The sequence below is a fragment of the Chitinophaga qingshengii genome (assembly GCF_014529935.1).
Taxonomy (GTDB): domain Bacteria; phylum Bacteroidota; class Bacteroidia; order Chitinophagales; family Chitinophagaceae; genus Chitinophaga; species Chitinophaga qingshengii.
On record NZ_JACVFC010000002.1, the window covers coordinates 248,627 to 273,888 of the forward strand.

At 47.1% G+C, this 25,262-nt stretch carries 21 protein-coding genes and 2 tRNA genes; 11 read left to right on the plus strand and 12 right to left on the minus strand.

Features of this window, described 5'->3' with window-relative positions:
* Nucleotides 1–24: 24 nt before the first annotated feature.
* On the minus strand, nt 25–1,164 hold the full coding sequence (locus ICL07_RS16345; RefSeq protein WP_188089096.1) for an acyl-CoA dehydrogenase: 1,140 nt from the start codon (nt 1,162–1,164) through the stop codon (nt 25–27).
* Between the two features lie 247 nt (nt 1,165–1,411).
* On the opposite strand from ICL07_RS16345, the gene ICL07_RS16350 reads away from it, so the two are divergent.
* On the plus strand, nt 1,412–2,359 hold the full coding sequence (locus ICL07_RS16350; RefSeq protein ID WP_188089097.1) for an arginase: 948 nt from the start codon (nt 1,412–1,414) through the stop codon (nt 2,357–2,359).
* A gap of 6 nt (nt 2,360–2,365) precedes the next feature.
* Here ICL07_RS16350 and ICL07_RS16355 read toward each other — a convergent pair whose 3' ends face one another.
* Entirely contained in the window at nt 2,366–3,448 is a 1,083-nt protein-coding gene (locus ICL07_RS16355) for a DUF3810 domain-containing protein (protein ID WP_188089098.1), read from the minus strand.
* A 14-nt stretch (nt 3,449–3,462) separates the two neighbouring features.
* Between ICL07_RS16355 and ICL07_RS16360 the strand changes: the two genes are divergently transcribed.
* Nucleotides 3,463–4,341, plus strand: coding sequence for a fructosamine kinase family protein (locus tag ICL07_RS16360; RefSeq protein ID WP_188089099.1), 879 nt, complete (start codon nt 3,463–3,465; stop codon nt 4,339–4,341).
* Here the strand turns inward: ICL07_RS16360 and ICL07_RS16365 are convergent.
* Nucleotides 4,335–6,767, minus strand: a complete 2,433-nt coding sequence (locus ICL07_RS16365) for a PAS domain-containing hybrid sensor histidine kinase/response regulator (protein WP_188089100.1) — start codon at nt 6,765–6,767, stop codon at nt 4,335–4,337. The two genes, ICL07_RS16360 and ICL07_RS16365, sit on opposite strands and share 7 nt — an antisense overlap.
* 245 nt (nt 6,768–7,012) lie before the next feature.
* Here ICL07_RS16365 and ICL07_RS16370 point away from each other — a divergent pair, with 245 nt between their 5' ends.
* From ICL07_RS16370 to plsX, 3 genes are read left to right on the plus strand one after another with little or no spacing between them, the layout of a single operon-like run.
* Complete coding sequence (locus tag ICL07_RS16370) at nt 7,013–7,555, plus strand: YceD family protein (protein WP_188089101.1); 543 nt, start codon at nt 7,013–7,015, stop codon at nt 7,553–7,555.
* A 12-nt stretch (nt 7,556–7,567) separates the two neighbouring features.
* Nucleotides 7,568–7,762: a 50S ribosomal protein L32 gene (gene rpmF / locus ICL07_RS16375; RefSeq protein WP_073079237.1), complete on the plus strand. Its 195-nt coding sequence runs from the start codon at nt 7,568–7,570 to the stop codon at nt 7,760–7,762.
* Nucleotides 7,763–7,809: 47 nt separating this feature from the next.
* Nucleotides 7,810–8,757, plus strand: a complete 948-nt coding sequence (plsX, locus tag ICL07_RS16380) for a phosphate acyltransferase PlsX (RefSeq protein WP_188089102.1) — start codon at nt 7,810–7,812, stop codon at nt 8,755–8,757.
* 360 nt (nt 8,758–9,117) lie between these two features.
* Here the strand turns inward: plsX and ICL07_RS16385 are convergent, their stop codons facing one another.
* Both ICL07_RS16385 and mazG read right to left on the minus strand, forming a co-directional pair.
* Nucleotides 9,118–12,924, minus strand: coding sequence for a sensor histidine kinase (locus ICL07_RS16385; RefSeq protein WP_188089103.1), 3,807 nt, complete (start codon nt 12,922–12,924; stop codon nt 9,118–9,120).
* 85 nt (nt 12,925–13,009) lie between these two features.
* A complete protein-coding gene (gene mazG, locus ICL07_RS16390; protein ID WP_188089104.1) occupies nt 13,010–13,777 on the minus strand; it encodes a nucleoside triphosphate pyrophosphohydrolase in 768 nt (255 codons plus the stop codon).
* 214 nt (nt 13,778–13,991) lie between these two features.
* Here mazG and ICL07_RS16395 point away from each other — a divergent pair, with 214 nt between their 5' ends.
* The gene (locus tag ICL07_RS16395) at nt 13,992–16,265 is read left to right on the plus strand and encodes a Tex family protein (protein ID WP_188089105.1); all 2,274 of its coding nucleotides are present in this window, start codon (nt 13,992–13,994) and stop codon (nt 16,263–16,265) included.
* 111 nt (nt 16,266–16,376) lie between these two features.
* Here ICL07_RS16395 and ICL07_RS16400 read toward each other — a convergent pair whose 3' ends face one another.
* The 3 genes from ICL07_RS16400 to ICL07_RS16410 all read right to left on the minus strand — a co-directional run bounded on the left by ICL07_RS16400 (nt 16,377) and on the right by ICL07_RS16410 (nt 18,720).
* Nucleotides 16,377–16,886 carry a hypothetical protein gene (locus ICL07_RS16400; protein WP_188089106.1) on the minus strand — a complete coding sequence of 170 codons (510 nt, stop codon included), beginning with the start codon at nt 16,884–16,886 and terminating at the stop codon, nt 16,377–16,379.
* Nucleotides 16,887–17,013: 127 nt separating this feature from the next.
* Nucleotides 17,014–17,793 (minus strand): enoyl-CoA hydratase-related protein, encoded by a 780-nt coding sequence (locus tag ICL07_RS16405; RefSeq protein ID WP_188089107.1) that lies wholly within the window; start codon nt 17,791–17,793, stop codon nt 17,014–17,016.
* Nucleotides 17,794–17,841: 48 nt separating this feature from the next.
* Nucleotides 17,842–18,720, minus strand: a complete 879-nt coding sequence (locus tag ICL07_RS16410) for a DUF3667 domain-containing protein (protein ID WP_188089108.1) — start codon at nt 18,718–18,720, stop codon at nt 17,842–17,844.
* A gap of 134 nt (nt 18,721–18,854) precedes the next feature.
* On the opposite strand from ICL07_RS16410, the gene ICL07_RS16415 reads away from it, so the two are divergent.
* The 4 genes from ICL07_RS16415 to ICL07_RS32810 all read left to right on the plus strand — a co-directional run bounded on the left by ICL07_RS16415 (nt 18,855) and on the right by ICL07_RS32810 (nt 20,286).
* Nucleotides 18,855–19,691 (plus strand): RHS repeat domain-containing protein, encoded by an 837-nt coding sequence (locus ICL07_RS16415; protein WP_188089109.1) that lies wholly within the window; start codon nt 18,855–18,857, stop codon nt 19,689–19,691.
* 133 nt (nt 19,692–19,824) lie between these two features.
* Nucleotides 19,825–19,897, plus strand: a tRNA-Gly gene (locus ICL07_RS16420).
* Between the two features lie 21 nt (nt 19,898–19,918).
* Nucleotides 19,919–20,004, plus strand: a tRNA-Leu gene (locus tag ICL07_RS16425).
* A 192-nt stretch (nt 20,005–20,196) separates the two neighbouring features.
* Entirely contained in the window at nt 20,197–20,286 is a 90-nt protein-coding gene (locus tag ICL07_RS32810; RefSeq protein WP_425490620.1) for a DUF5710 domain-containing protein, read from the plus strand.
* Between the two features lie 213 nt (nt 20,287–20,499).
* Here ICL07_RS32810 and ICL07_RS16430 read toward each other — a convergent pair whose 3' ends face one another.
* Both ICL07_RS16430 and ICL07_RS16435 read right to left on the minus strand, forming a co-directional pair.
* A complete protein-coding gene (locus tag ICL07_RS16430) occupies nt 20,500–21,486 on the minus strand; it encodes a hypothetical protein (RefSeq protein ID WP_188089110.1) in 987 nt (328 codons plus the stop codon).
* Between the two features lie 187 nt (nt 21,487–21,673).
* Nucleotides 21,674–22,282 carry an FMN-dependent NADH-azoreductase gene (locus tag ICL07_RS16435; RefSeq protein ID WP_188089111.1) on the minus strand — a complete coding sequence of 203 codons (609 nt, stop codon included), beginning with the start codon at nt 22,280–22,282 and terminating at the stop codon, nt 21,674–21,676.
* 108 nt (nt 22,283–22,390) lie between these two features.
* Here ICL07_RS16435 and ICL07_RS16440 point away from each other — a divergent pair, with 108 nt between their 5' ends.
* The gene (locus ICL07_RS16440) at nt 22,391–22,786 is read left to right on the plus strand and encodes a winged helix-turn-helix transcriptional regulator (RefSeq protein ID WP_188089112.1); all 396 of its coding nucleotides are present in this window, start codon (nt 22,391–22,393) and stop codon (nt 22,784–22,786) included.
* Nucleotides 22,787–22,873: 87 nt separating this feature from the next.
* Here ICL07_RS16440 and ICL07_RS16445 read toward each other — a convergent pair whose 3' ends face one another.
* The gene (locus ICL07_RS16445) at nt 22,874–23,533 is read right to left on the minus strand and encodes a gluconate 2-dehydrogenase subunit 3 family protein (RefSeq protein ID WP_188089113.1); all 660 of its coding nucleotides are present in this window, start codon (nt 23,531–23,533) and stop codon (nt 22,874–22,876) included.
* A 41-nt stretch (nt 23,534–23,574) separates the two neighbouring features.
* Entirely contained in the window at nt 23,575–25,260 is a 1,686-nt protein-coding gene (locus ICL07_RS16450) for a GMC oxidoreductase (protein ID WP_188089114.1), read from the minus strand.
* Between the last annotated feature and the right edge of the window lie 2 nt (nt 25,261–25,262).

Consider the following 25,262-nt stretch of genomic DNA (forward strand, 5'->3'; position numbering starts at 1 on the left):
CAGCTGTGAAATATTTGGTGATGATTACGCCAGGATGGAGCGGCTGATCACGATACGTTGTACTTCAGAAGTACCTTCGTAGATCTGGGTGATCTTGGCATCGCGCATGAGGCGTTCAACGTGATACTCTTTCACGTAGCCGTAGCCGCCGTGTACCTGCACCGCTTCTGTGGTTACCCACATCGCTGTTTCAGAGGAGAACACTTTAGCCATAGACCCGCTGAGCGTATAATCGAGGTGTTGATCTTTTTCCCACGCCGCCTTGAGGCAGAGCAGGCGGGACGCCTCGATTCTGGTAGCCATATCTGCCAGTTTAAACTGGATGGCCTGGTGTTGGGATATCTCTTTGCCGAATGCTTTTCTTTCTTTGGAGTATTTCACGGCCAGTTCATAAGCGCCGCTGGCGATGCCCAGCGCCTGGGACGCGATGCCGATACGGCCGCCGCCCAGTGTTTTCATGGCGAATTTGAAGCCGAAGCCATCTTCACCGATTCTGTTTTCTTTGGGTACTACCACATCCTGGAACATGATGCTGTGGGTATCGCTGCCGCGGATGCCCAGTTTATTTTCTTTGGCGCCTACGGTTACACCGGGGCTGTTTTTTTCCACGATGAGGGCGTTGATACCTTTGCTGCCTTTTTCCGGGTGGGTTTGGGCCATCACCAGGTATACGCTGGCGGAGTTACCGTTGGTGATCCAGTTTTTGGTACCGTTGAGCAGGTAGTGGTCACCTTTATCTTCTGCCGTGGTGCGCTGGGAGGTAGCGTCGGAACCGGCTTCCGGCTCGCTCAGCAGGAAAGCGCCGATAATTTCGCCTTTAGCCAGGGGCACCAGGTATTTTTGTTTCTGTTCTTCTGTGCCGTAGGCTTCCAATCCCCAGCAAACCAGGGAGTTATTTACACTCATCACCACGGAGGCGGAGGCATCTACCTTCGATATTTCTTCCATCGCCAGCACATAGGAGATGGTATCCAGGCCTGCGCCGCCATATTTAGGGTCTACCATCATGCCCAGAAAACCCAGTTCGCCCAGTTTTTTAATCTGTTCTGCCGGAAACTTCTGTAGCTCATCGCGTTCTATCACCCCCGGTAACAGTTCCGTTTGGGCGAAATCACGCGCAGCCTTTTGAATCATAAGATGCTCTTCCGTAAGTTGAAAGTCCATGGTTTTAGTTGTTGTTTAAAAAGAATAGTGATAAATCCAAATTATTTATAAATCAGGACGTAAAAAAATGCCGCCCGGAAAATTCAACGTTGTCAACCATAACGCGGCAATTTTTGAATAAAATGCGAGGATATCACCACCCTATTGGATTTGGTTCATACAATATATGTCCTTTTTTCACCATTGCCTGGTGCGCTGCTTTGGGTGTTCTCCCAAAATCCTGTAGCTTGCCGGTAATGAGAACTTTATGAAGAACATTAAAATAATAGAAGTCAAGTCGGAAATAGGGGCAGGTACCCGTGGCGCGAGCCTGGGAGTGGATGCGATCAAGATAGCGGCATTGGACTTTATGAGCAACTTTTTTGTACACTTTCCTACCGAAGCCATTGAAACGGAGAACAAACTCCTTTTTGAACCCATTGAATCTCCCTATGCCAAAAGAATCAAGGGTACTGTGAACATGTACGAACGTATCAGCAAAAGTGTTTGTGAAACAGTAAAAGCCAACTGGTTCCCCGTATTATTATCCGGCGACCACAGTACCGCCGGCGCCACTATTGCCGGTCTGAAAATGGCGCATCCCAAATCCAAGCTGGGCGTGATCTGGATTGATGCCCATGCCGATCTGCACACCCCCTACACCACCCCTTCCGGCAATATGCACGGGATGCCGCTGGCTACCGCTATTGCAGAAGATAACCTGGATTGTAAGGTACATGAGCTGGACGAGCAGACTACCGGTATGTGGAATGCCCTGAAAAATATCGGTAAAATCGCTCCGAAAGTATTACCGGAAGATATTGTGTTCATCTCCCTGAGGGATTATGAAAAAGAAGAAGATTACCTGATCAAGCAGTACGGCATGAAGGTGATCACCACCAATGAAGTACGCCGTAAAGGACCGGAAAATATCTCCCGTTCCGTATTCCGCTACCTGAGCGACTGCGATTATATCTACGTATCATTTGACGTGGACAGCCTGGACGCCTCCATTTCCAAGGGTACCGGTACCCCGGTGAGCAATGGTTTAAGGGAGCGTGAAGCAGAAGACCTGATTGCCAAGTTTATGCAGCACCGTAAAATCTGCTGTTTCGAGATCACGGAGGTAAACCCGACACTGGACCGGGAGAACCTGATGGCCGAGATAGCGTTTAATATCCTGCAACGCAGCGTGAACGTGCTGATGATGAACTAATCATGATCAGCGTATTTTAAACCAGGCGATCAGCCATCCGGTTACTTCACTATAGCTGCGGATACCTTTCGTTTGTTTGTTGGCTTTAAGGTACTGGTCGTATAACAGCGTAGAATAATCATCTACCTTACCTGTATACTTCTCGTAGAAAGTAATGATGTTTTTATAGTCCGCTTTTACACCGGGGAGGGCCTGGCGCCAGATGTTTTTTGCCAGTGAGGTATCCCTTACCGCCAGCTGGCGTACACTGTAGAGGAACATATCGAAATTGGCCGCATAACGGAAATGGCTATCCTCCATACTGGTAGCAGCCAGATAACCTACAAAATTGGCATCTTCCTCCGGCGCATAGCCCAGCTGATGGGCAATTTCATGGCAGGTAATAATGGGTTGCAATACGGCGGGCACGGTTGTATTCACCTGCGCTTCCAGGGTAAAGGGATTGAGGTAGCCGGTAACGCCGGGATAGTTGAGCCATTCGCCGAAGAGGGCTTTTTTCACGCAGGGCGACTTATAACGGAAAGCGGGCCAACGTTCGGCGGCAATGCGGTAGGCAGTTGCCGCCTTGTCGAACAGGGGCTGGCGGTTGTCGGCCGGGGTAATGCCCAGCGTATCGCCCAGGCGTTGTTTTTCGGCGTTGGTGAGCCGCAGCAGGGTATCGGACAACTGATAGAGCTGTTGAGTATTGTAAGGTCCGGTAATGATGCCGGTATCACGCAGCAGGGAGTTACGGTCGTAGTTAAAACCCCAGAGGACCAGGAAGGCCAGGTATAGGCTCAGTAATGTGTGAATGCCGCGCAAGGTGAGTAAACCAGCGTTCAGCCATTCCATCCGTATGAGTTTATAACATAGTTTTAACAAAAAAAATAGGGCGCTTACAATCCAGGCGGTATATATTACGTCCCCGACACTGAATGGTACTATACCTGTTAACTGTCTGAACACCATACTGATACTGCTATACCACCTATGGAAGTATACATCGCTGAAGCGGTGGCTCCAGGAGAAGCATCCCTTTAACAACAGTATACCCGCAAGTGTTATTACAATACGGACGATCTTCTTTTTAATTTTGGCTTTTGTTTCCATATAAGCGGCGAAACATGATCGATGAAATTTTACAAAAACAACTGAGCACGGCGTTATCCGAACAGCTGAAAGTGAAAATACATATTAATGACGCAAAAAGCGTACATGGTGGTGATATTAACCAAACATTTCGTATAGGCACCAACGAGGGGTATTTTTTCCTGAAGTTGAATGATGCCCGGCGTTATCCGGATATGTTTGCCGCCGAGTATGCCGGTCTGGAGGCGTTACACGCCGCGCATGCGCTGACGGTGCCTCAACCGCTGGCTTACGGCCAGTGTAACGGGCAGACCTACCTGCTGATGGAGATGATGCTGAAAGGCACGGCGGTACAGGATTTCTGGGAACATTTTGCGCAGTCGCTCGCGCAGCAGCATAAAAAAACGCAGTCCCATTTCGGGTATGCAGCCCCCAATTATATTGGCAGTTTACGGCAGTTTAACACGCCTTACAGTAACTGGCCGGTGTTCTACGCCTTTAACCGGTTGTTGCCGTTGATCCGTATGGCATATGACCAGCATATTGCAGACCAGCGCATGGTGCAGCAGGTAGAGCGGTTATGCCGGCAATTGCCGCAGATTTTTCCCGTAGAGGCGCCGGCGTTATTGCATGGTGATTTATGGTCAGGAAATTTTATGGTAGGGCCGGATGGCAGGGCTTGTGTATTTGATCCGGCGGTGTATTACGGTCACCGGGAGATGGATTTAGCGATGGCGCGGTTATTTGGCGGTTTCGACACCCGTTTTTATTATGCCTATCAGGCAGCCTGGCCGCTGTCGCCGGGATGGCAACAGCGGATTGGTGTTTGCCAGTTATATCCGTTACTGGTACATACGTTATTATTTGGCGGCAACTACTACAACAGCATCAGGGAAGTGTTGCAGGCCTATTGATGAGGGTGTGATGCAGCGTCTACAAACTCCCGCATGCGGGTATATTCTTCATGTACGATGGGATAGTATTTATCTACGGCCGCTACAATTTCATCGAACAGGCGGGTAGTACCTTCCGGTTGTTGCGGTTCGCCGGTACGGAGGTTATTTTCGAGTTCCTGCATTTTGGCGCTGATCCAGGTGAGGCCCACCATGGCGAAGTTGGGTTTCAGTTTATGTACCTGGAATTTCACCCGTTCCCAGTCCCCCGTTTCCACGATATCATGTAGTTTTTTGATTTCATCCCGGATGGTCCGGATAAATATTTCGAACAGGTCTGCCGCATAGGAGATATTGTTCTCATAGAGGGCTGTGAGATATTTAACGTCCAATTCCGGATGGAACTCAAATCCGCTGATGTTCTGCACTTCTTCTTCCATTATTAGTTCTGTTTCGTCTTCGTTGAGATATTTATTAAAGATCTGTAGTAGCTGATCGGGCGTATACGGTTTAATGAGGATATCGGTGATACCTGCGGCTCTGACAGTGGCGGCCGTATTCTCCATCGCTACAGCGGTGGTGGCGATGATAGGGGTCGCCACATTAAACTGGTTTTCATCCGCTCTGATTTGTTGTGCCAGTTCCAGCCCATTCATGCCGGGGATACGGATATCCATGAGGATAAGATCATATTGCCGGGCGTTGAGGAACCAGGTGGCGTCGGGTCCATTGGTAGCCAGCTGATAATTGATTTTATATTTTTCCAGGAGGCTCATCATGTAACGCAGGTTCATCTGATTATCTTCCACCATGAGTACGCGGGCTTCATCAAAGGTACGTTGTTTCCCTTTTTTGCCTGGTTTGGCGCCGGAGGCTGAAATGGGTTTTCTGCTATCCATGAAAGGCAGATCGAACACAAAGCAGGTATTGTATCCCGGGTAATCTTCCACGCCGATGGTACCGCCGAGCAGTTCCACGAGTTGTTTTACGATAGCCAGGCCGAGGCCGGTGCCGCCGTATTTTTCACGGATATCTCCTTCCGCCTGTTTGTAGTTGTGGAAAATCAATTCCAGTTTGTCTTTCCGGATACCGATGCCGGTATCGCATACCCGGAAGCGTATCCAGAGCTTATTATCGAGCCAGCTTTCCTGGGTGGCTTTAATGGCTATTTCTCCTTCGCTGGTAAACTTCTCCGCATTACCTAACAAATTGAGCAATATTTGGTTCAGCAGCACATCATCGCCAATCAGCCAGGTATTGAGGTTCGCATCCAGTTCAGCCGTGATGGAGACAGGTCTGCGTCCCAGTTTCAGTTCAAATGTCTGGCGGAGGGACTGTATCAGTTCGCGGGGGTTAAATTCCCTTGGGTTGACTTGCAGTTCTCCTGCTTCTATCCTGGAAATATCGAGAATATCACTGACAATGCCCAGCAGTATGCCTGAAGAATGTTTCAGAATGTTGACATATTCCTTTTGTTGGGCATCGAGATTGGTTTCCTCGAGGAGGTGTGCCATGCCGATGATCGCGTTGAGGGGGGTGCGTATTTCGTGGCTCATGCTGGCCAGGAATTCCTTTTGGGCCAGGCGGGCTTCCTCTGCGAGGCGGCGGGCCTCTTCCAGTTCGCGCTGGAGGCGTTTTTCGCTGGTGATATCCATATGGATGCCGGCGCCGCCGGTGATGTTACCGTTGCGGTCGTATACATTGGCGGAGCTGGCGAGCACCCATCTGCGGGAGCCATCTTTCAGCACAATTTCCATATCGTACAGCAGGGGTACGTTTTCCGCCAGGCGTTTCTGACGGAGGGCGCGGGCGAAGGCCCTGTTTTCTTCCGGCACAAATACGTCCGTGATATTTTTACCGATCAGCTCTTTTTCCGAGTAGCCGGAGAGGCGGCAGAAGCTTTCATATACGCGGGTGATATTACCGTCGAGGTCTGTTTCGCACATGGCCGCGTTGAGGTTATTGAGCATCACGCGGAATTTGTGTTCATTCCGTTTGATTTCTTCCTGCACGTGATATTTGCGGGTAGTATCGACGACTTGCCAGATACTGCCTTTAAAGTGGGTATCGTTGAAAATGGGGGTAAAGGCCACTTCCACCGTGGTGCCGTTGAGGAGTACCAGTTCCCAGCCATAGAGGGGCTTTTTTTCCTGTTGTATGGCCTTCATTCTGGCAGCGAAGGTATCCGGGCTGGCAATGAGCGACTGTAAAAACAGGATCAGTTCGTCAAAAGTCAGGTTTTCCGGCAGCGGACGGGGCAGGCGCTGTAGAAGGATGTCATTTGTCCAGCAGCAACGGAAATCCTGATCTGTCACGATGATACCGGCGCTGGTATGGCGGAGCCAGGCGTGGATAGGCAGCGAGCAGATGTCCGGGATGTCCTGGGGCGGCGTTGTGACCGGGTCAGGGGCCGGGATTTTCCTTGCATTCTTTCCTTTGGATGTCATTAGTTATGATGGCCAGGGGACTTCAGGTTTTCAATTTCATGGTTTTATTGCAAAAACAGGTGGGAGATGAAGGTGAAAATGCTTACCTTTGCGGCTCACTCCTGCTGTAAGCAACAGCATGATCAATGATATACTGATATATAAATATATATAATTCAGCTATCGAAAGTGAACAAATTTAGGAAATTTTTGCAATTGCAAATATTTAATTACCTTTGCATCCCTCTAAAAGTGAGGACATTGATATGAAACCACTCCGCGAATTTGATATAGCCTTTGTTGGATTAAAGCCAGGGGTGCATTCATTTCAGTACGAGATTGGGGAGAGTTTCTTTGAGCATTTTGAAGGCGAAAGGGATTTCAGTGATTGTAAGGCGACAGTTAACCTGACGTTGGACAAGAAAGTAAATTTCTTTTTACTGAAGTTTGAGATCGGCGGTTCGGTTACAGTAACCTGCGACCGTTGTGGTCAGCCCTTTGAGCTCCAGCTCTGGGATGAGTTTAACCAGATTGTGAAGATGGTAGACAATCCTGAAGAGATGGCAAATGAGGATGCAGATCCGGATGTAGCGTATATTTCCAAGACGGAGAGCCATTTAAACGTGGCGGAATGGATATACGAGTTTATCCAGTTGAGCATTCCGATGCAGCGCATCCATCCTGATACTGCCGATGGCAAGAGTGGATGTGATCCCAAGGTGATTGAAATGCTGGAACGTATGAACCGGCAGGCTAACGAAAACGATAACCCAATCTGGAAAGGGTTGGATAAATTTAAGGACAATTAAAAATTAAATAAAATGCCAAATCCTAAACGCAGACATTCTCAGCAAAGATCAGCAAAGAGAAGAACGCATTACAAGGCGGTAGCGGATACATTAAGCACAGACAGCGCAACCGGTGAAGTGCACCTGAGACATCGTGCTCATTGGGTAGAAAACAAACTGTACTACAAAGGAAAAGTAGTGTTGGAAAAACAGAGCGCCGCTAAATAATAAATTTTACTAATTTTACCCGAGCTAACAAGACAAACTTGAGTTACATGAGAATCGGGCTTGATATGATGGGTGGCGACTTTGCCCCCGCAGCAGCAGTAAAAGGAGTAAAATTATTTTTAGACACCGTTGCATCTGATGCGCATCTGGTGCTGATAGGGGACGAGTCACAACTGGTCCCTTTGTTAGCGGATGCACAAGTGGACCAATCAAAATATTCAGTTGTTCATTCATCCCAGGTAATCGGGATGAATGAACACCCTACCAAGGCACTGAAAGAGAAGCCACAATCCTCCATCTCTATTGGCTTTCATTTACTGAAAAATGAGAAGATAGATGCTTTCATCAGTGCCGGTAATACCGGCGCCATGATGGTAGGCACCTTTTATTCTATTAAAGCCATTGAAGGAGTGCAACGTCCTACGATTTCTACTCTGGTCCCCCGTGAAAACGGTACACAAGGACTTATGCTGGATGTAGGTATCAACGCTGACTGCAAACCTGAAAACCTGGTGCAATTTGCTATTCTGGGTTCCCTGTATTCCAAACACATCCTGAAGGTGGACAATCCAAAGGTTGGCTTGCTGAATATCGGAGAAGAAGAAGGTAAAGGCAACTTATTGGCCCAGGCAACTTACCCGCTGTTAAAAGAAAACAAACTAATCAATTTCATTGGTAATATCGAAGGCAGAGATGTTTTGACTGAAAAAGCCGATGTAATTGTATGTGAAGGTTTTACCGGCAACATTATCTTAAAAATGGCCGAATCCATCTACGATATCGCGGCAAGACGTAATATCAACGATGAATACCTGAACAAATTAGACTCAGAATCCTATGGCGGCACTCCCGTACTGGGCGTTTCCAAACCGGTTATCATCGGTCACGGTATCTCCCAGAACGTAGCCTTCAAAAATATGATTCTGCTGGCACAACAAATGATTGAAAGCAAACTGCTGGAAAAGATCCAAGAGAGCTTCCACAGCAGCAACTAAGGAAAAGATATTGCAAAAAGGGCTGACCATTGAATGGTCAGCCCTTTTTGCGTTTAAGGGAAATGAATGTTATCTCCGCCGCGCGGAGGAAGGGGCGACACGGAATCACAGGGCACCAGGGCTGAAGCCAATTATAGGAGTTTTATTGAAGGAAATACATATTGTACATACCTGGCCTCAGATGTTTACCATGCGTTAATAATGGAATAATTAGCGCGAAGGAACCTGAATAACATCTTAGCCCAGGGTTTACAAGGCGAAGGATACCCTGCCCTGCCGGAACCGCAGGGAGGTATTTAAACCTGGCTTATTTTGGATTCAAAACAGTGGTTTATAATCGAAAGCTACCTGAATGTGAGACTATTGCCTGTCATACAACGGGAGCTTCACATAAAACGTAGTTCCTTCGTTGAGTTTGGTCTCAAACCAGATCTCTCCTCTTGTTTGTTCTGCGATATTCTTACACATGGCCAATCCCAGGCCGGTACCGGATGATTTGGTCGTGAAATTAGGGACAAAAATTTTGGACTGCACTTCCGGGGAAATACCGCCACCATTATCTGCTACACTCACAATAACATAATGGTCGGCTGTTTCCTGCAGCCTTACCCGGATATGGCCTTGTGTATCTTCCGGAATAGCCTGGATAGCATTGAGCAACAGGTTGGTAAATAACCGGTTCATTTGTGTTTTATCCGCAAATACATACAATGGCCGCCCCGGTTCCACATATTCGAGGTTACAGTCTTCCTGCGTCTGGTACAATCCTGTTAATGAAGACAGGACTTCATTCAACAGTACCACTTCGTTATTCGCCTCCCCGATACGGGCAAAGGCCGAGAAATCGGAGGCGATGTTGGATAAGTGTTCTATCTGTTCTACCAGTGTGCGGGCCACATTGGTGGAGAGTTCCTTCACATTGGGTGAATCGCCGGCGATAGCCCGTTGCAGGTACTGGATACTCAGCTTCATGGGCGTCAGCGGGTTCTTGATTTCATGGGCCACCTGCCGCGCCATTTCGCGCCAGGCCCCTTCCCTTTCGCTCTTAGCCAGGCGGGCGGCACTGACTTCCAGCTTACGCACCATTTTATTGTATTCCTTTACCAGCGCGCCAATTTCATCGTCTTTATCCCATTCAATCTCATCGTTGCGCTGACCCAGGTTCACATGCCGCAATTTCTCCGTTACCAGGGAGAATGACCGGGTAATGGAATTAGTGATCAGCAACGCCACCATACCAGCTATCAGGAAGATAAACGCGTTAAAATTGATGAGCGCCACCAGGAAGTTGGAGATCTGCTGGTTACGTTCCGTTTGCGTGGCGAAGTAAGGTACGTTGAGATAAGCCATCACATCGCCGGAGCGGTTACGCAGCGGCATATATCCCGACAGGAACGGCATACTGCCGATTTTTTCCGTTTGTATGAACTGAATATGTTGCAGGCGCGATATCTCATAATAAGCCATGGGCTCCATTTTGCCGGAGATCAACCCTTTTTCGGTCATGAGCGGTTGCGTTGTCAGGCGCAGGTTACCGTCTGCATCGTACACGTTGATATCGAGTGCCCGTTCATTGGCGATATTACCCAGGGCTGCCGTGAGTTTCTCTTTAAACACCGGATCGTACATGTTGTCGATCTCGTCCATGTCGCGCTGGTTGAGGAATACTGTTTCCACATCGGTGGCCACCTCTCCCATCGTTTTGCTGAGTTTCTCGCGGTTCTGTACTTCCGAACGCCAGATAAAGAACATGGTGGTCGTAATACCGAGTATCACAAAGGAAAACACGACTACGAAGATGATGGTGCCGTGTACCTTTTTGCGGATGCTGATGTTGATCAGTGAGCGGACGTTGCTGACCCGCATCCGCGCTTTGATGAGCAGGTCGAATACCTTATAGATAACGATAATCAAGAGGAAGAGGCAGAACATGTACGCAAAAAGCGTGATGAATTCTACAAACGTGCGACTTTGTTTCACCACAAATACCACCTTCTCCGAAGATGCCCGGTAGATCATTTGTGAATGCCCGTCCACATCTTTTACCGTGAGTTCGCCGGGTGGTATATCGCCGGGGTATAGGCGGATGGGGAATGGATAATCGCTGTAATGGCTGACCAGTATGCCTTTATCATAAATCGCATAGGAGTAATTGGCTTGTGATTCCCGGCTGCGGTCGTAGAGGTCCCCTTCCACCAGCAGTTCAGGATAAAGCCGTTCCTGGCTGAATATTTTAGGTTTGAGCACATATACCAGCGCCCCCGTACTGGTGTTGTCTATCGGATTATGGAATTCCTTTTTACCGATATAGTTATAGTCATTGAAATTGGGTTCGTAATAATAGAGGTCGTTGCCGCTGGTTTCTGAGGGCGATTGTTCAGATTCAAACAACATACGGCGGTTGAACGACACCATGCTGATCGTATCTCCCGGATAGATAGGCTGGCCGTTTTCATCATACGGATAAAATGAAACATCAAAACGGCTCAGGTATCCCTGGAAGTAATTCTGCAGCAATACTTCTTCCATGCGGGCTTTGGACTGTTTATGTCCTTTGTCGAGGAAAAAATATTGCATGTATTCGTCGTGTTCTATTTTTTTGCCCAGATCATTGAGCAGCATTTCCAGGTAAGGATCTTTCTGTTTAGAGAGATCGGCCGCCAGTTTTTCCCTCGCGGAGAGTTCTTTCTGCTGGTTGTAATACACCAGTGCGCCGGAAGTGGTGATCGTGAGCAGGAACAACCAAAACAGGAAAGGCACCGTGGCTACGCTGCTTTCAAAACGATCGGCGAGAAAATCGAGCAGCACGATGTACAGCAGCAGCCAGATAACCATCGCCACCGTGAACGGCAGTTCCGGGTTATGAATGCGGAACAGCAGCCAGATAATACCAATTGCCGCCAGCCAGATGTATTTGGTCCGGTACTGGAAATTGGTGAGTTCATTGAGCAGGTAGTTAATGATTTGGGAGAAGAACAGGAAGCTGAACGAGATGAAGCCCAGCACCACAAACCCTATCAGGCTGTATTCCGTGAGGCTGAACGGGTTGGTGACATCAAACGAGATACGCGAATCTATCACCAGACTCTGAATAAGATCAGCCAGGAACTGTTCCACCATATACAGCAGGAAACTGGCTACGATGATGACAATGCTTTGCATCCAGCGTTTACGGATAACAGGCAGGTTGATTGTTTTCACGTGTTCCCGGAAAAACAGGATCATCCAGAAAGCCAGTAGTACGTTGAGCAGCAGATCTCCCAGCGAATAGAATATTTCATCTTTCGCATAGATGATCGGATCGAATATGTTGAGTGCGCGAAGATGAAACGGGAAATTATATACGTAGCTGAGCACACGGAGGCCGAAGACCATTCCGAAGAGAAACAGGAAGCCGTAGAGCGGGTTGGTGTTTTTCGCCAGCAGTGTTGCAAAGAGATTAAAGAAAATCAGTACACAGATACATCCCAATACGCGGAGGATGACACTGAGGTTATTAGGCGGGTGCGCCCGCACACTTTTATTATAGTCCAGGAAAAAGAGGGTTTGATCTTCCCCGTTTTTCACCGGCAGGATGGTATGATCCGGCAGGATAAGGCTGGGGAGGTCCATATGGACAGTATATTCCTGTCCCAGTTCTGATTTATTATAAAAATGGCTGATGAGGAAGTCGTTCCGGATAGCGTATTCCATGCGTACCGGGATGGCAGCCACTACAAAATGCAGGTGATTGCCGGCTGTTTTCAGTTGCCGGGTAATGATTTCGTAATACCCGTTTTTCAGTTTCATGAAGCGGGAGCCGGGTTCCAGGGCTTCGTGCAGGTCATCCGGCTGCACCTGGCTGGTACTCCAGAAAGTGAGCCAGGTACCCTGTGCGCTGGAATCGTAGGCAAATACAAAGTAGTCGCGTTTACCCAGCCGTTCCAGTGTTTTATCATCATAATTACGCTGGAAGAGGCTATTGACCACGGTTGTATCCTTCAGCATTTTGTTGAAGGATTGTTCGCGTTGGTGCAGGCTTTTTTCCAGGCTACGTTTCACGCCTTGCGGAGAAGAATAGTACGCCCAGTAGTTACTGAACAGGAAGGCAAAAGTGAACAGCCATGCCGCGATGATCAGGAGATATCCATGCCGGAGGAAAAAAAGGCGTATTTCTTTTATATCCAATTTTCGTATTTGATTATTTGATTATTTGATTATTGAAGAGTTCCGGTTGAAACATGAGTCCATAAATAAAAAAATAGCCAAATGATCAAATTTCTAAATCTTTCGCTTTATTCCAGAGTGTATCCATTTCCGTTAGGTTCATATCATTGAGCCGGCGGCCCTGTTCGAGTGCGAGGGCTTCCATGTGCTGAAAGCGGCGCTGGAACTTTTTGTTGGTCCGTTCCAGGGCGTTTTCCGCATCGATATTCAGGAAGCGGGAATAGTTCACGAGGGAGAACATCACATCACCGAATTCGGCTTCTATTTCGTTCTGGTCGCCGGTATGCACCACTTCTTCCAGTTCATTCACTTCTTCCTTTACTTTCTCCCATACCTGAGCAGTAGTATCCCATTCGAAGCCGGTTTGTTTGGCTTTTTCCTGGAGGCGCATTGCTTTTACGAGGGCGGGGAGTGAGACGGGGACACCGCTGAGGACGGATTTTTTCCCTTCTTTCAGTTTCAGTTTTTCCCAGTTTTGTTTTACTTCTTCCTCGTCCTGCACTTTTACATCGCCATAGATGTGGGGATGTCTATGAATGAGTTTATCACAAACGCCGTTGATCACGTCGTTGATATCGAATTGTTGTTTTTCTGCGCCTATTTTAGCGTAGAAGACGATATGGAGCAGGATATCGCCCAGTTCTTCCTTAATGGACTTCCAGTCTTCATCCGTGATGGCATCGGCCAGCTCGTAGGTTTCTTCGATGGTCAGTTGCCGGAGGGTTTGGATGGTTTGTTTCCGGTCCCAGGGGCATTTCTCCCTTAAATCGTCCATTATCTGTAACAATCTGTTGAAAGTAGCTGTCTTTTCCATAGCCGTAAAAATACAGAGAGATTTTGTCATTTTGGCATTTTCGGGGTATTGGGTAATGGGGGTAAAATTGCTTTCGGTTTAAAAGGCTTTTTAGTTACATTTGCGAGCTGTAAAAAATTCAGCGATTTTAATATTTGACGGCAGGTTTTATACCGGTTTACAGTAAGGGTATCGGGTCTGTTGTCAACATAAGAAAATCCCAAAACGTATTGATATGAATCCGAAACACATTACGCTTATTTCATCCGAACTGGGCATCTCCGCCAAACAGGCAGAGAACACCATGGTGTTGTTGTCTGAGGGGTCTACTGTACCCTTTATCAGCCGTTACCGCAAGGAGGTGACGGGTAGTCTGGATGAAGTGCAGATAGGTCGAATTGAGGACCTGCAGAAGCGTTACAAGGAAGTGGACGACCGTCGTGAGTTTATCATCAAAACCATTACGGAGCAGGAGAAAATGACGCCTGAGCTGCTGGAGAAACTGGAGAGCACCTGGGTACTGGCAGAGCTGGAAGACATTTACCTCCCCTACAAGCCCAAACGCAAGACCCGCGCCACCGTGGCCATTGAAAAAGGGCTCGAACCGCTGGCCAAACTGTTGTTTGACCAACAGGATGGCGACACCGCCGCTGCGGAGACATTCCTTAACGAGCAGGTAGCCTCTTCAGAAGAAGCATTGAAAGGCGCCCGCGACATTATCGCTGAATGGATTAACGAGAACGCCGAATGCCGCGACAAGCTGCGTAAGCTTTTCACCCATACCGGCAAGCTGACTTCCAAAGTGGCCGAAGGCAAAGAGGAAGAAGGCAACAAATACAAGGATTATTTCGAGTTTTCGGAAGACCTGCGCGAAGTGCCGTCCCACCGGGTACTGGCTATTCTGCGTGCGGAGTCTGAAGGTATATTGTTCAGCACCATCGCCCCACAGGAAGAAGAAGCGGTGGAGCTGATCAACAAACAGTTTGTGACCGGTAAAGGCGCTGCTGCCGAACAGGTGACTAAAGCCGCTGCCGACGCATACAAACGTCTGCTCCGCCCCTCCCTGGAAAATGAATTCAGGGCCGTAGCCAAAGAAAAAGCAGATGCTGAGGCGATCGACGTATTCGCTGAAAACCTGCGTCAGCTGTTGCTGGCTGCGCCGCTGGGACCGAAAGCCGTGATCGCCATCGATCCGGGTTACCGTACCGGCTGTAAAACAGTTGCGCTGGACAACCAGGGCAACATGCTGGACCATGACGTGATTTTCCCCCTGGAGAAAAACTATAAAAGCGAGGCTGCCGAAGCCCTGCTGAAGAAATGGGTTGACAAGTACGATACCGCCGCCATTGCAGTGGGTAATGGTACCGCCGGCCGCGAAACTGAAGAGTTTGTTAAGAAAATAGACTTCGGTAAAAAAATCAATGTATTCATGGTGAATGAAAGCGGCGCCTCTGTGTATTCCGCTTCCGAAGTAGCCCGTGAAGAGTTTCCCGACCAGGACGTGACCGTTCGTGGCGCTGTTTCCATTGGCCGCAGGCTGATAGATCCGCTGGCCGAACTGGTAAAGATCGACCCCAAATCCATTGGTGTAGGTCAGTACCAGCACGATGTGAACCAGTCATCCCTCAAACAAAGCCTGGACCGTGTAGTGGTAAGCTGCGTGAACAACGTAGGCGTTAACCTCAACACCGCTTCCAAACACCTGCTGGCTTATGTTTCCGGTCTCGGTCCTTCCCTGGCTGAAAACATCGTAAAATATCGCAAGGAAAACGGAGCATTCAGCAACCGTACCCAGCTGAAGAAAGTGCACCGCCTGGGTGATAAAGCCTTTGAACAGTGCGCCGGCTTCCTCCGCATCGAAAACGGTGACAACCCGCTGGATAACTCCGCCGTACACCCTGAACGGTACACACTCGTGGAAGAAATCGCTGCCAAGCAGCACTGTACTATACAGGAGCTGATCGGGCAGGAAGATCTGCGTAAAAAAATCAATCCGAAGGACTTTGTCCGGGAAGATGCCGGTATGCTCACGGTGGAAGACATCCTGAAAGAGCTGGCCAAACCCAGCAGGGACCCTCGTGATGAGATAGCTATCTTTGAATATGCAGAAGGTATCCATAAAATCGAAGACCTGAAAACAGGGATGGTACTGCCTGGCGTAGTGACCAACATCACTGCCTTCGGTGCTTTCGTGGATATCGGCGTGAAACAGGATGGCCTGGTGCATATCTCTCATATGTCCAACAAATTCATCAGCAACCCCAATGAGGCCGTGAAACTGAATCAGAAAGTTCAGGTGACCGTTCTCGAAGTGGATATCGCCCGCAAACGTATCTCCCTTTCCATGAAAGACCAGGAGAAGAGCCAGGGTGGCGGCCAACGCAGGGAGCGCAGAGATGATCAGCGCGAGGAGCGTAACAATGACCGCCGGCAAAAACCTGCTAAAGAAGCACCATTGAATGATTTTCAGGCGAAGCTGGCAGCGTTGAAGAATAAGTTCGATAAATAGGTTTCCGCTGATTCACCCAGGCCGGTGGATAGCAAAACGAAATCAGTCATCTACCTAAAAAAAGAGAACGCCCTTTGTTGTGTAAAAACGACAAAGGGCGTTCTTTTTTTATCAGTGATTGATCCAATGTTTGAACTGTTCCGGATAGCTGGTATCTTTTTTTTCGGCATAGACGACCACATTTTTATGGAAGGAGTAACCGGCGTAGATGATATCACGATCCATGTCGATAGCCAGGGCAGCTTCGTAGGGGTTATCTGCCGCCGCAGCATGACCTTCATTAAATAGCACGTTATTTTCCACTTCGATGGGCGGGCATACTTTAAACCGTTCCAGGAAGGTTTTGCGGTTTTTACCCAGCAGGCGGTTGAGCCGGGATTTTAGCGGTTCCTGGTCCAGCAGGGCTACTTCTTCCGCAAACTGTCCTTTGTATTGTTCAAATTTTTTCCAGGAAGCCACGCGGGCAGTATGGATGGTATCGTGGTTGGTGATCATAGTGTCTGTAGGGGGTATAATGGTATCATCTGCCAGTATCACCGCCCTTATTTCCTGGGCAGGACCGTTGCAGGCAGTTGTGCAAATACCTATCAGGAAGGCTACAGGTAACAACTTAGCAGTCATGGTTAAATTTTTTAGTCATGGAAACAGGAACACTAAGCCGGCAGGTACCGCTCTCCTGTTACGGCAACAACTACGGGGCCAATATTTGGTTAACAATTCAAATAATAAAAAAGTTTAATAAAATTATTTATTGCCCGGTAAAATGGGGTGTTCTTTTTTCGGTAAAGGCCGCCATTCCTTCTTTCTGGTCTTTTGAAGCGAAGAGCAGGTAGAAGTTTTTCCGTTCAAACTGAAGGCCTTCATCGAGGGTAGTATCAAAGGCCTTGAGGACAGCCTCTTTCGCCATTTTAACCGCCAGCGGGGCCATGGCAGCCACCTCAGTTGCCAGTTTAACAGCTTCCTGCAGGTATAACTCCACCGGTACCACGCGATTGATAAGACCCGCCTGTTGGGCTTCCTGCGCCGTAATAAAACGCCCGGTGAGCACCATTTCCATAGCCAGGGCTTTTCCCACGGCGCGGGTAAGGCGTTGGGTACCGCCGGCACCGGGCATTACGCCCAGTTTTATTTCCGGTTGACCGAAGCGGGCCGTTTCGCTCGCCACGATCATATCACAGAGCATGGTCAGTTCACAGCCCCCGCCCAGGGCGAAGCCGCTTACTGCCGCGATGATGGGCTTTTTTGTTCTTTTGATGGTATCCCAGGTACTGAACTGGTCGGTATTAAACATATCGATCGCAGATTTCTCCGCCATCTGTTTGATATCGGCGCCTGCTGCGAAAGCTTTTTCATTGCCACTGAGGACGATGACCCTTACCTGTTCATCCGCATCGAGGAGTTTGAGCGCATCGCGCAGTTCACCCATCAGCTGGAGGTTGAGGGCGTTCAGTTCTTTCGGTCTGTTCAGCTGGATGTGGGCCACATAGGGCGCCACCTGTTGGTGTATGATAATAAATTCCGGTTGCATCACTCAATTTAAAGAAAAAAGATAATATTTTATCTTCTTCCATGATCATCAGTAGGAAAGCACCAGCAATATAAACGCAATGAATACCGTCAGCGCAATTGTCATGTAAGCGAAGAAAAGCAGGCTACCTTTCAGTAGCGCCTTCCAGACAGGCTGCTGGTAAGCATTTCTTAGTGCCAGGACCAGGTAAATGAAGGCACCCCAGTAGGCTAAATTCAGCGGTTGTTCACGATGAATGAAATAACGGACTACCAACCCCACCAATAGGATGATAAACAGAAATGAATGCATGTGTATGGTGAAGATAGCATGGTCATTATACACCAATTTACGTTTTCTGTGCGTCCATTTAACCATTAAAGCAAACAATGGCATCAACAGAAACATTATTTTGGGCAGGTTATGCATAAACATTTCTGTGATAACGTCTTCACCGGCACGAGTTTCTTCTGATAATTCGGCTAAACGACGTTGCCAACGGAGTTCCATGCCGGTAAGGCGCTTGTTGGGAGGAAGGGCTGCCTGTAAGGAATCAAATTCTTTTACGCCATTGTAGTGTCCAACCATGTCGTTGACACGTACTCCATTAATGCCTCCCGTGTGTCCCGGGCTATGGGTAAGTGTCGATAAAAACAGGAAAAATACGAAGGAGATAAATACATACAGTTTGATAGGATTAACATACCGTACCCTTCTGCCGGCCCAGTATTCTTTTGACAGGAAACCGGGGCGGATAGTGAGGTATTTGAGGGTTGTCAGGAACTGGGAATCGTAGTGAACGATATCTGCTACCACATGGCCCACGAGGTGACCGAAACTTTCATGTTGCACCGTATTTTCCTGGCCGCAATGTGAGCAATAACGTTCCGGCACTTCCGTACCGCAGTTGAGACAGTTTTTGTCTGACCGTAAGGGTTGTGTTTTCACGCGATTTAGCTGGTTGTAATATGAAATCGGGCAACAAGTTAAATAATAATCGTCATGTATCTTATGTGGTTAAAAAATTTTAATATGAAATTTGCGTTTTACATTTGTCATCATTGTCACCATTTTAAATTTACATGAAGAAGACGATCCTATTGGTATGGAGTATGCTGGCCTTAGGCAGCAAAGCCTACACGCAGTTTTATTTCCAGGACATCTATAATACCCAGCAGACTATGGCTACCATGGCCTCGCTGAAAGATAACAAAGTGAAGATCCAACGGGTGATCACCCTGGACGCCAATATGGAAATAGACCGGGATTTTCGTTGTGAGCGGAGTTTGAGTCCTACGTACCATCAGATGAAATCGCAGACACAATCTACCGCTACCGGGTATTCCTCACTGACATCTTCCTTTTCCACCAAAGGCCAGTTGACCAAAACCGTGGACAGTTCAGGCGCCAGTATCACTACCACCGTGTACCGTTATGATGCCCAGGGCAGGCTGCAGTCTGTCAGCAGCAACTCCGTTGCCCGTGACAGTAAGATGCGGTTTGATGAAAACCGTACCTATCGTTATGACACCGCCGGGCACCTGCAGCAGATGATCCAGAAAAAGAGCAACAGTACCGATTCCGTAGTGGTAACCTTCAAAACCGACAGTGCCGGTCATGTTACCGAAGAGCTGGAACAGCGTGGCAAACGGACGTTCTACAATTACGACAAAGCAGGCCGGCTGACCGATGTATACCGTTATCAGCCTGCGAAGAAACGTATGTTGCCCGATTATATCTTTGAATATGATGCGCAGGGACAGGTAACGAAGATGACTACCGTCAACGCCCAAACGTCGTCTTATACCATCTGGCAATATGAATACCAGGGTAACGGTTTACCAGCCAGGGAAACCTGTTATGGCAAAGGTAAAGAGTTGTTAGGTATGGTGAAATACAGTTATGAGCTGAACCCTTAGTTGCAGGTAAAAATTATCCTATACGTAAAATATTTTCCGTCAGTGCTAAAAAAATTTTGCAGCATCAAAAAGATTGCTATCTTTGCAGTCCCAACGAAAAAAGGGGTAAAAAAGTTCTTATAATACATCACCAGCGGAAGTAGCTCATTTGGTAGAGCACGACCTTGCCAAGGTCGGGGTGGCCGGTTCGAGCCCGGTCTTCCGCTCTGGATTCAATTTCAACACACACCCTGGTGGTGGAATTGGTAGACACGCGGGACTTAAAATCCCGTTTGCAGCAATGCAAGTGTGGGTTCGACTCCCATCTGGGGTACAACGCAGACGCGTTTAGAAGGCATCGATGTAAATCGGTGCCTTTTTTTGTTTATATTACTTATAGAAACATTAAGCTGAAAACCTCCATATCAACGCACTTCGTTCTGAAAGTGCATTTCAGCGTTTCCTTTATCACCACACCAGAAGAAAACAGATACTACGTTTTTTATAAGATATTAAATCATCCATCATGCCCATTAAACTTAATATGCCTTTTAATCAGAAAGATGAAGCGAAAAAACTAGGTGCTATATGGATTCCAGATAGATGCAGTTGTTGATGAGGGCTACTATTCTTACATTGATGACGGAGATGGATTCAGATTCTACGATGGGCCAACCTATCAGGAGTGACTTTAAACTTCTTGCATGAAAGTAAATTGCTGAATTTACACCGTCCAAGTCTGCTTAAAAAATGTATATCAACCTACTTAGTGAACCTGGCCTCAGCTGAAATGAACAATTTTCGTTGGGGGAAATTATTTCCTAACCGGCTATTGCACCTTACAAATAACAATACTGTCAGTGCCGGCAAATACCAGGTTGGGATGCCTATTCACCAACAAAAATAATTCATTATTATGATCAATTACCCGGTAATCCGAAAACGCTTTCGGAAGTTCCAGGTCAATAAGCTGTTTACTATCCAGCTCAAATAACTTCTGTTTGTTCTTCCAATCGTCTGATTTAAATGCCGGCGTTAGTATGGCATACTTGCCCGATGAAGAGAACGTGCATTCTTTACCTCCCTTTTTACTCTCTTTATATAATCTCCCAAGAGAAAATAATGTCTCTTTTACCGTTCCTTTTTCATCTACCGTACTTAATTCCGAGAACTCCATTCCCGGCTTTAAATAACCGCCATCCCTGTCGCCGATCCCGTACAGGAGTGAAACGTTCTTTCTATTCAAAGCATGCAAGATTGTAAATGGTTTTTGCGGCTTATCAAAACGCTCATTTTCCAGGGCGATCGATTGTTTGTTGTTCCAGTATTTTAAATCCAGCCAACTGGCTGTCCCCTTTTCTACATCAACCAGCAGGTTGGCTACATATACAGGTAACATGCCTGCATTGGTGAAAAGCATCGGTATTATGCTGGTATCAGTGTTGCCGGCTGAATGGTAATTAGACAGGGGTTTATCGAAATTAGGATACTTTGTTTTAGGAAGATGATTAGTGATAGAAATCCTGGTAGGAGTGTTTTTATTGCTTTCATCATATAGAATGACGATGTCATTTTTGGAAGAATAAAGCCCTACATAGTTTTGAAAATGGAAGAAAGCCGGAGTTTCGAAAACATCACAGGCTATTTCATCTACCTTTATCTCCACGATCTCATTTCCATTAAGCCACTCTAAAAAGCAGGTGTCGTTCTGTGAATAATATCCTACAACGGTTCCTGTATTTAAGAGTACGATCCTGTGAAATTGTTTTTGTCCGGCATCCTTGATTTCAAATGTCTGGGTGGTTATTAATTTCATTATGCTTTATTTGAGCCTTTGGCTGGTTTAGTACAGAAATTGATCTAATATAAGCAAACCAGCAAATGGGGGCAAATTTTCTTCGTACATGTTTTCAAGGTATTACTTTATCAGGATGATCGGAGGCAATTCGATCTCCCGCACATTTAGAGTGGACGCTCTTCGTGTTTTAACAAGCATCGTACGTTCATGGTGTAATTGATATACTTCCAATCCCATTTTCCAGCGCGACCTCCGGTCCTATAATTGCCTGCCCCTCGGCTCTGAAAACACCTGCTACATTGATCCCGATTAAAGTAAGAAAGGAACGTACATAAGGCGCCGTGAAATCATAGGCTTTCAGTTCGCCTTCCGAATAAATCCCGCCTGAAGTCATCGCGATATACGCCTGCTTATCTTTCAATAAACCTTCAGGTAACAATCCATTTCCTCTGTATTTAAATGTTATACCCGCCCTGGTAATATGATCGAAATACGCCTTTAGTGTAGAGGTGATGGTGAAATTGTACATCGGGGTCTCCACAACAAGAATGTCAGCATCAAGGAGTTGCTGAACCGCTTCGTCTGAGTACCTGATATTCTCCAACTGTTCTGCAGTCCTGTCTTCCATGGGTGTAAAAAAGGAATTGATATGAGATTCATCCAGATGAGGTGGTGGATTTTGGGCCAGGTCCCGCACTATCACGCTGTAGTCAGCATGTTTTTCTTTTATCTTTTCTATAATAGCATTCCCCAATTTCCTACTGGCGGAGGCCTCCATTCTAGGGCTTGAAATGATGTGCAATATTTTTTTCATTTTCATTTACTTTTTGATAAGCCAAAACTACCTACATTCGCTAATAAAAGGTTAGTAGTGAACTAAAGGTTAGTAGTAACCTACAGGTTATTTAATCCGGATAAGTATATGAAGAATCCAGATCCGCGGCAGGTGGCATGTGCTGTCCAGCTGACTGCAGTAGAAGATGCGATATATGTACTGGGGGGTAAATGGAAGCTCCGTATTGTGATCGCTTTGGTAACCGGCTACCATCGTTTTAACGAATTGCAGCGTGCTATTGAAGGCATTTCGGCACGGGTATTATCAACAGAGCTAAAGTCCCTGGAGCTGAACGGGCTGGTGAAAAGAGAGGTAAAGGCTGATCAGATACCGGTAGTGGTGGAATATTTGCCAACCGAATATGCAGAGAGTCTGAAGGAAGTGATAGCCGTACTGGGCAACTGGGGCCTAAAGCATAAACGAAAGATTACCGGAAAAGATGCGGCACCTGCTCCAGGGAAATTAACCAACAAAGGCACCTAAAATTTAGATGCCTTTGTTGGTTAGTATTTTATAAGATATTATGAAGTTTTATTTCCGATACTCATTAGCAGCGGCATTACTTTTCGGCTAGATGGCCCACGCCTTATCTCCTTTTTTATAAGGATAGGCACCGTCATAATGGCCTGGCGTATCCATGTATCGCAGTGCTTTTGTCATACCTACTTCCGAGCTAAAATATCCCCACAGTGTTAATTGTCTCATCATAGTAAAATAGTGGGGTGGAAAATTCTCTTTCAAATAAGCTGCACCAAAGTTTTTTCTTTCCTTTTCTGATTTGACCCAACTGTCCTGTTGCTTGTCAAAAGTTTCTTTTGCCTTCATGTAGGCATCCGTTTTAACATATCTGAGCGCTTCCTCATGTAATTGGGTAAGAAAGATTTCTTTTTCTGACCTGGTCAGGTTTATAAAATCCTTTTTATGCTTTGCAAGGCAGTCTTTCTTCAGTTCATCAATACCTTTTAGCATAACATTTCGTTCATTTTCAGTATAGCAGTCCGTAATAATATGGCTCATAAACGTCGTCAGACCGGCAGCCTTTCCACCTCCTGAATCAGGAGTAGCCGGAATAATGGTTTCCGCAATTTCATCCAACAACGCCAGGTCTTCCGGCTGAAATAACCCTTCCTTTTTTACGGATGGCTTGCATCCGGCAAGAAAGGCATCAGCGCCGATAATAGTGCCGCCCAGCAAAATACCCACATATGACAACGCTTCTCTTCTATTCATGATTTGAGATTTAATTCTCCGGTTATTTGGTACGCTGCAGATCACAGGTTCTGCTTCTTCAGCTCGTTTACTGCATGATCCACTGCACGTGCGGTAAATGCCATATAGGTCAATGAAGGGTTTACACAGCCTGCGGACGTCATGAAGGCACCATCTGTCACAAATACATTAGGGGCATCCCATAACTGATTCCACTTATTTAACACTGATGTCTTGGGATCATTTCCCATGCGTGCCGTTCCCATTTCGTGAATACCCTGCCCCATGACGCCATCACTATCGAATCCATACACGTTTTTTACACCTGCTTTTTCTAACATTTCTTTCCCATCGTTGACGATCTCCTTACGCATATTCAATTCATTCTCCTTCAATTCCGCATCAATCGCTAAAATGTTCAATCCCCACTTATCCTTCTTATTCTTGTCAAGTGTTACCATATTGTCGTGGTAAGGCAGTACTTCTCCAAAGCCGCCGAACCATACACTCCATCCGCCAAATTCTGTCAATGCCTGCTTTAAACCTACCCCTACGGCAATTTCTTCTGCGGCCTTCGTGCCTCTTCCTCTACCCGCCCCACCCTGGTATCCGAATCCACGTATATAGTCTCTTTTTTCATTATTCAAATTTCTGTAACGTGGAATATAAACACCGTTGGGCCGACGGCCATAGACGGTTTTGTCCTCATACCCTTCAACCCTGCCGCCAGCACCCGAACCAAGATGGTGATCCATCAGATTGTGTCCAAGTTCGCCGCTGCTGCTGCCGAGGCCACCAGGCCACACATCCGTAGCTGAATTGAGCAATAACCAGGTGCTGTTAAGTGTAGACGCGTTCAGGAATATGATCTTCGCTTTGAATTCATACGTCTTATTTGTCTCTGCATCCAGTACTTCCACACCCGTCGCCCGCTTTTTATCTTTATCATATAATACTTTCGTCACAATGCTCCAGGGTCTTAGCGTTAAATTCCCTGTTTTCATCGCTGCGGGCAAAGTGGAAGATTGTGTACTAAAATAGGCGCCAAAGGGACAGCCCAGGTGGCATTTATTTCGATACTGGCATTTGTTACGGCCAGGCAATTCCGCTGTAAGATGTGCACACCTCCCTATAATAATTCTACGTTGATCAATATCTTTATAGGCTTCTTTTACACGCGCTGCAATATCTTTTTCTACAACATTCATTTCCATAGGAGGTAAAAACTGACCATCGGGTAGTTGCGGCAGATTTTCTATACTACCACTAACGCCTATAAACTTTTCGACATGATCGTACCAGGGAGCGATTTCCTTATACCGGACCGGCCAGTCAATCGCCAGCCCATCCTTGCTATTGGCTTCAAAGTCAATATCGCTCCAGCGGTAGGTTTGTTTCCCCCATAACAGGGATCGCCCTCCTACCTGATACCCGCGGAACCAGTTAAATTGTTTTATCTCAGAATAGGGTGTTTCTGCATCATTCGCCCACCAGTCGAGATTCATTTCACCCGGCCCGAAGCCTCTGATGCGATTAGGGTTCGCTTTTCTTTGCGCCAATGTAAGATTTCCATGGTGCGGGAACTCCCATGGGCCCTTGGTGGCATTTACATAGTCTTGTATGTGTTTTACATCTTTACCCCGTTCCAACATCAGCACTTTTAACCCTTTTTCGGTCAGTTCTTTTGCGGCCCACCCGCCACTGATACCCGAACCAACAACAATTGCGTCATAGCTATTATCAGACATAG

What these genes read in the sequence shown, in the direction of transcription:
- ICL07_RS16345 (WP_188089096.1), bottom strand. Translation starts at nt 1,164, where the DNA reads ATGGACTTTCAACTTACGGAAGAGCATCTTATGATTCAAAAGGCTGCG.
- ICL07_RS16350 (WP_188089097.1), top strand. Translation starts at nt 1,412, where the DNA reads ATGAAGAACATTAAAATAATAGAAGTCAAGTCGGAAATAGGGGCAGGT.
- ICL07_RS16355 (WP_188089098.1), bottom strand. Translation starts at nt 3,448, where the DNA reads ATGGAAACAAAAGCCAAAATTAAAAAGAAGATCGTCCGTATTGTAATA.
- ICL07_RS16360 (WP_188089099.1), top strand. Translation starts at nt 3,463, where the DNA reads ATGATCGATGAAATTTTACAAAAACAACTGAGCACGGCGTTATCCGAA.
- ICL07_RS16365 (WP_188089100.1), bottom strand. Translation starts at nt 6,767, where the DNA reads ATGACATCCAAAGGAAAGAATGCAAGGAAAATCCCGGCCCCTGACCCG.
- ICL07_RS16370 (WP_188089101.1), top strand. Translation starts at nt 7,013, where the DNA reads ATGAAACCACTCCGCGAATTTGATATAGCCTTTGTTGGATTAAAGCCA.
- rpmF (WP_073079237.1), top strand. Translation starts at nt 7,568, where the DNA reads ATGCCAAATCCTAAACGCAGACATTCTCAGCAAAGATCAGCAAAGAGA.
- plsX (WP_188089102.1), top strand. Translation starts at nt 7,810, where the DNA reads ATGAGAATCGGGCTTGATATGATGGGTGGCGACTTTGCCCCCGCAGCA.
- mazG (WP_188089104.1), bottom strand. Translation starts at nt 13,777, where the DNA reads ATGGAAAAGACAGCTACTTTCAACAGATTGTTACAGATAATGGACGAT.
- ICL07_RS16395 (WP_188089105.1), top strand. Translation starts at nt 13,992, where the DNA reads ATGAATCCGAAACACATTACGCTTATTTCATCCGAACTGGGCATCTCC.
- ICL07_RS16400 (WP_188089106.1), bottom strand. Translation starts at nt 16,886, where the DNA reads ATGACTGCTAAGTTGTTACCTGTAGCCTTCCTGATAGGTATTTGCACA.
- ICL07_RS16405 (WP_188089107.1), bottom strand. Translation starts at nt 17,793, where the DNA reads ATGCAACCGGAATTTATTATCATACACCAACAGGTGGCGCCCTATGTG.
- ICL07_RS16415 (WP_188089109.1), top strand. Translation starts at nt 18,855, where the DNA reads ATGAAGAAGACGATCCTATTGGTATGGAGTATGCTGGCCTTAGGCAGC.
- ICL07_RS32810 (WP_425490620.1), top strand. Translation starts at nt 20,197, where the DNA reads ATGCCCATTAAACTTAATATGCCTTTTAATCAGAAAGATGAAGCGAAA.
- ICL07_RS16430 (WP_188089110.1), bottom strand. Translation starts at nt 21,486, where the DNA reads ATGAAATTAATAACCACCCAGACATTTGAAATCAAGGATGCCGGACAA.
- ICL07_RS16435 (WP_188089111.1), bottom strand. Translation starts at nt 22,282, where the DNA reads ATGAAAAAAATATTGCACATCATTTCAAGCCCTAGAATGGAGGCCTCC.
- ICL07_RS16440 (WP_188089112.1), top strand. Translation starts at nt 22,391, where the DNA reads ATGAAGAATCCAGATCCGCGGCAGGTGGCATGTGCTGTCCAGCTGACT.
- ICL07_RS16445 (WP_188089113.1), bottom strand. Translation starts at nt 23,533, where the DNA reads ATGAATAGAAGAGAAGCGTTGTCATATGTGGGTATTTTGCTGGGCGGC.
- ICL07_RS16450 (WP_188089114.1), bottom strand. Translation starts at nt 25,260, where the DNA reads ATGTCTGATAATAGCTATGACGCAATTGTTGTTGGTTCGGGTATCAGT.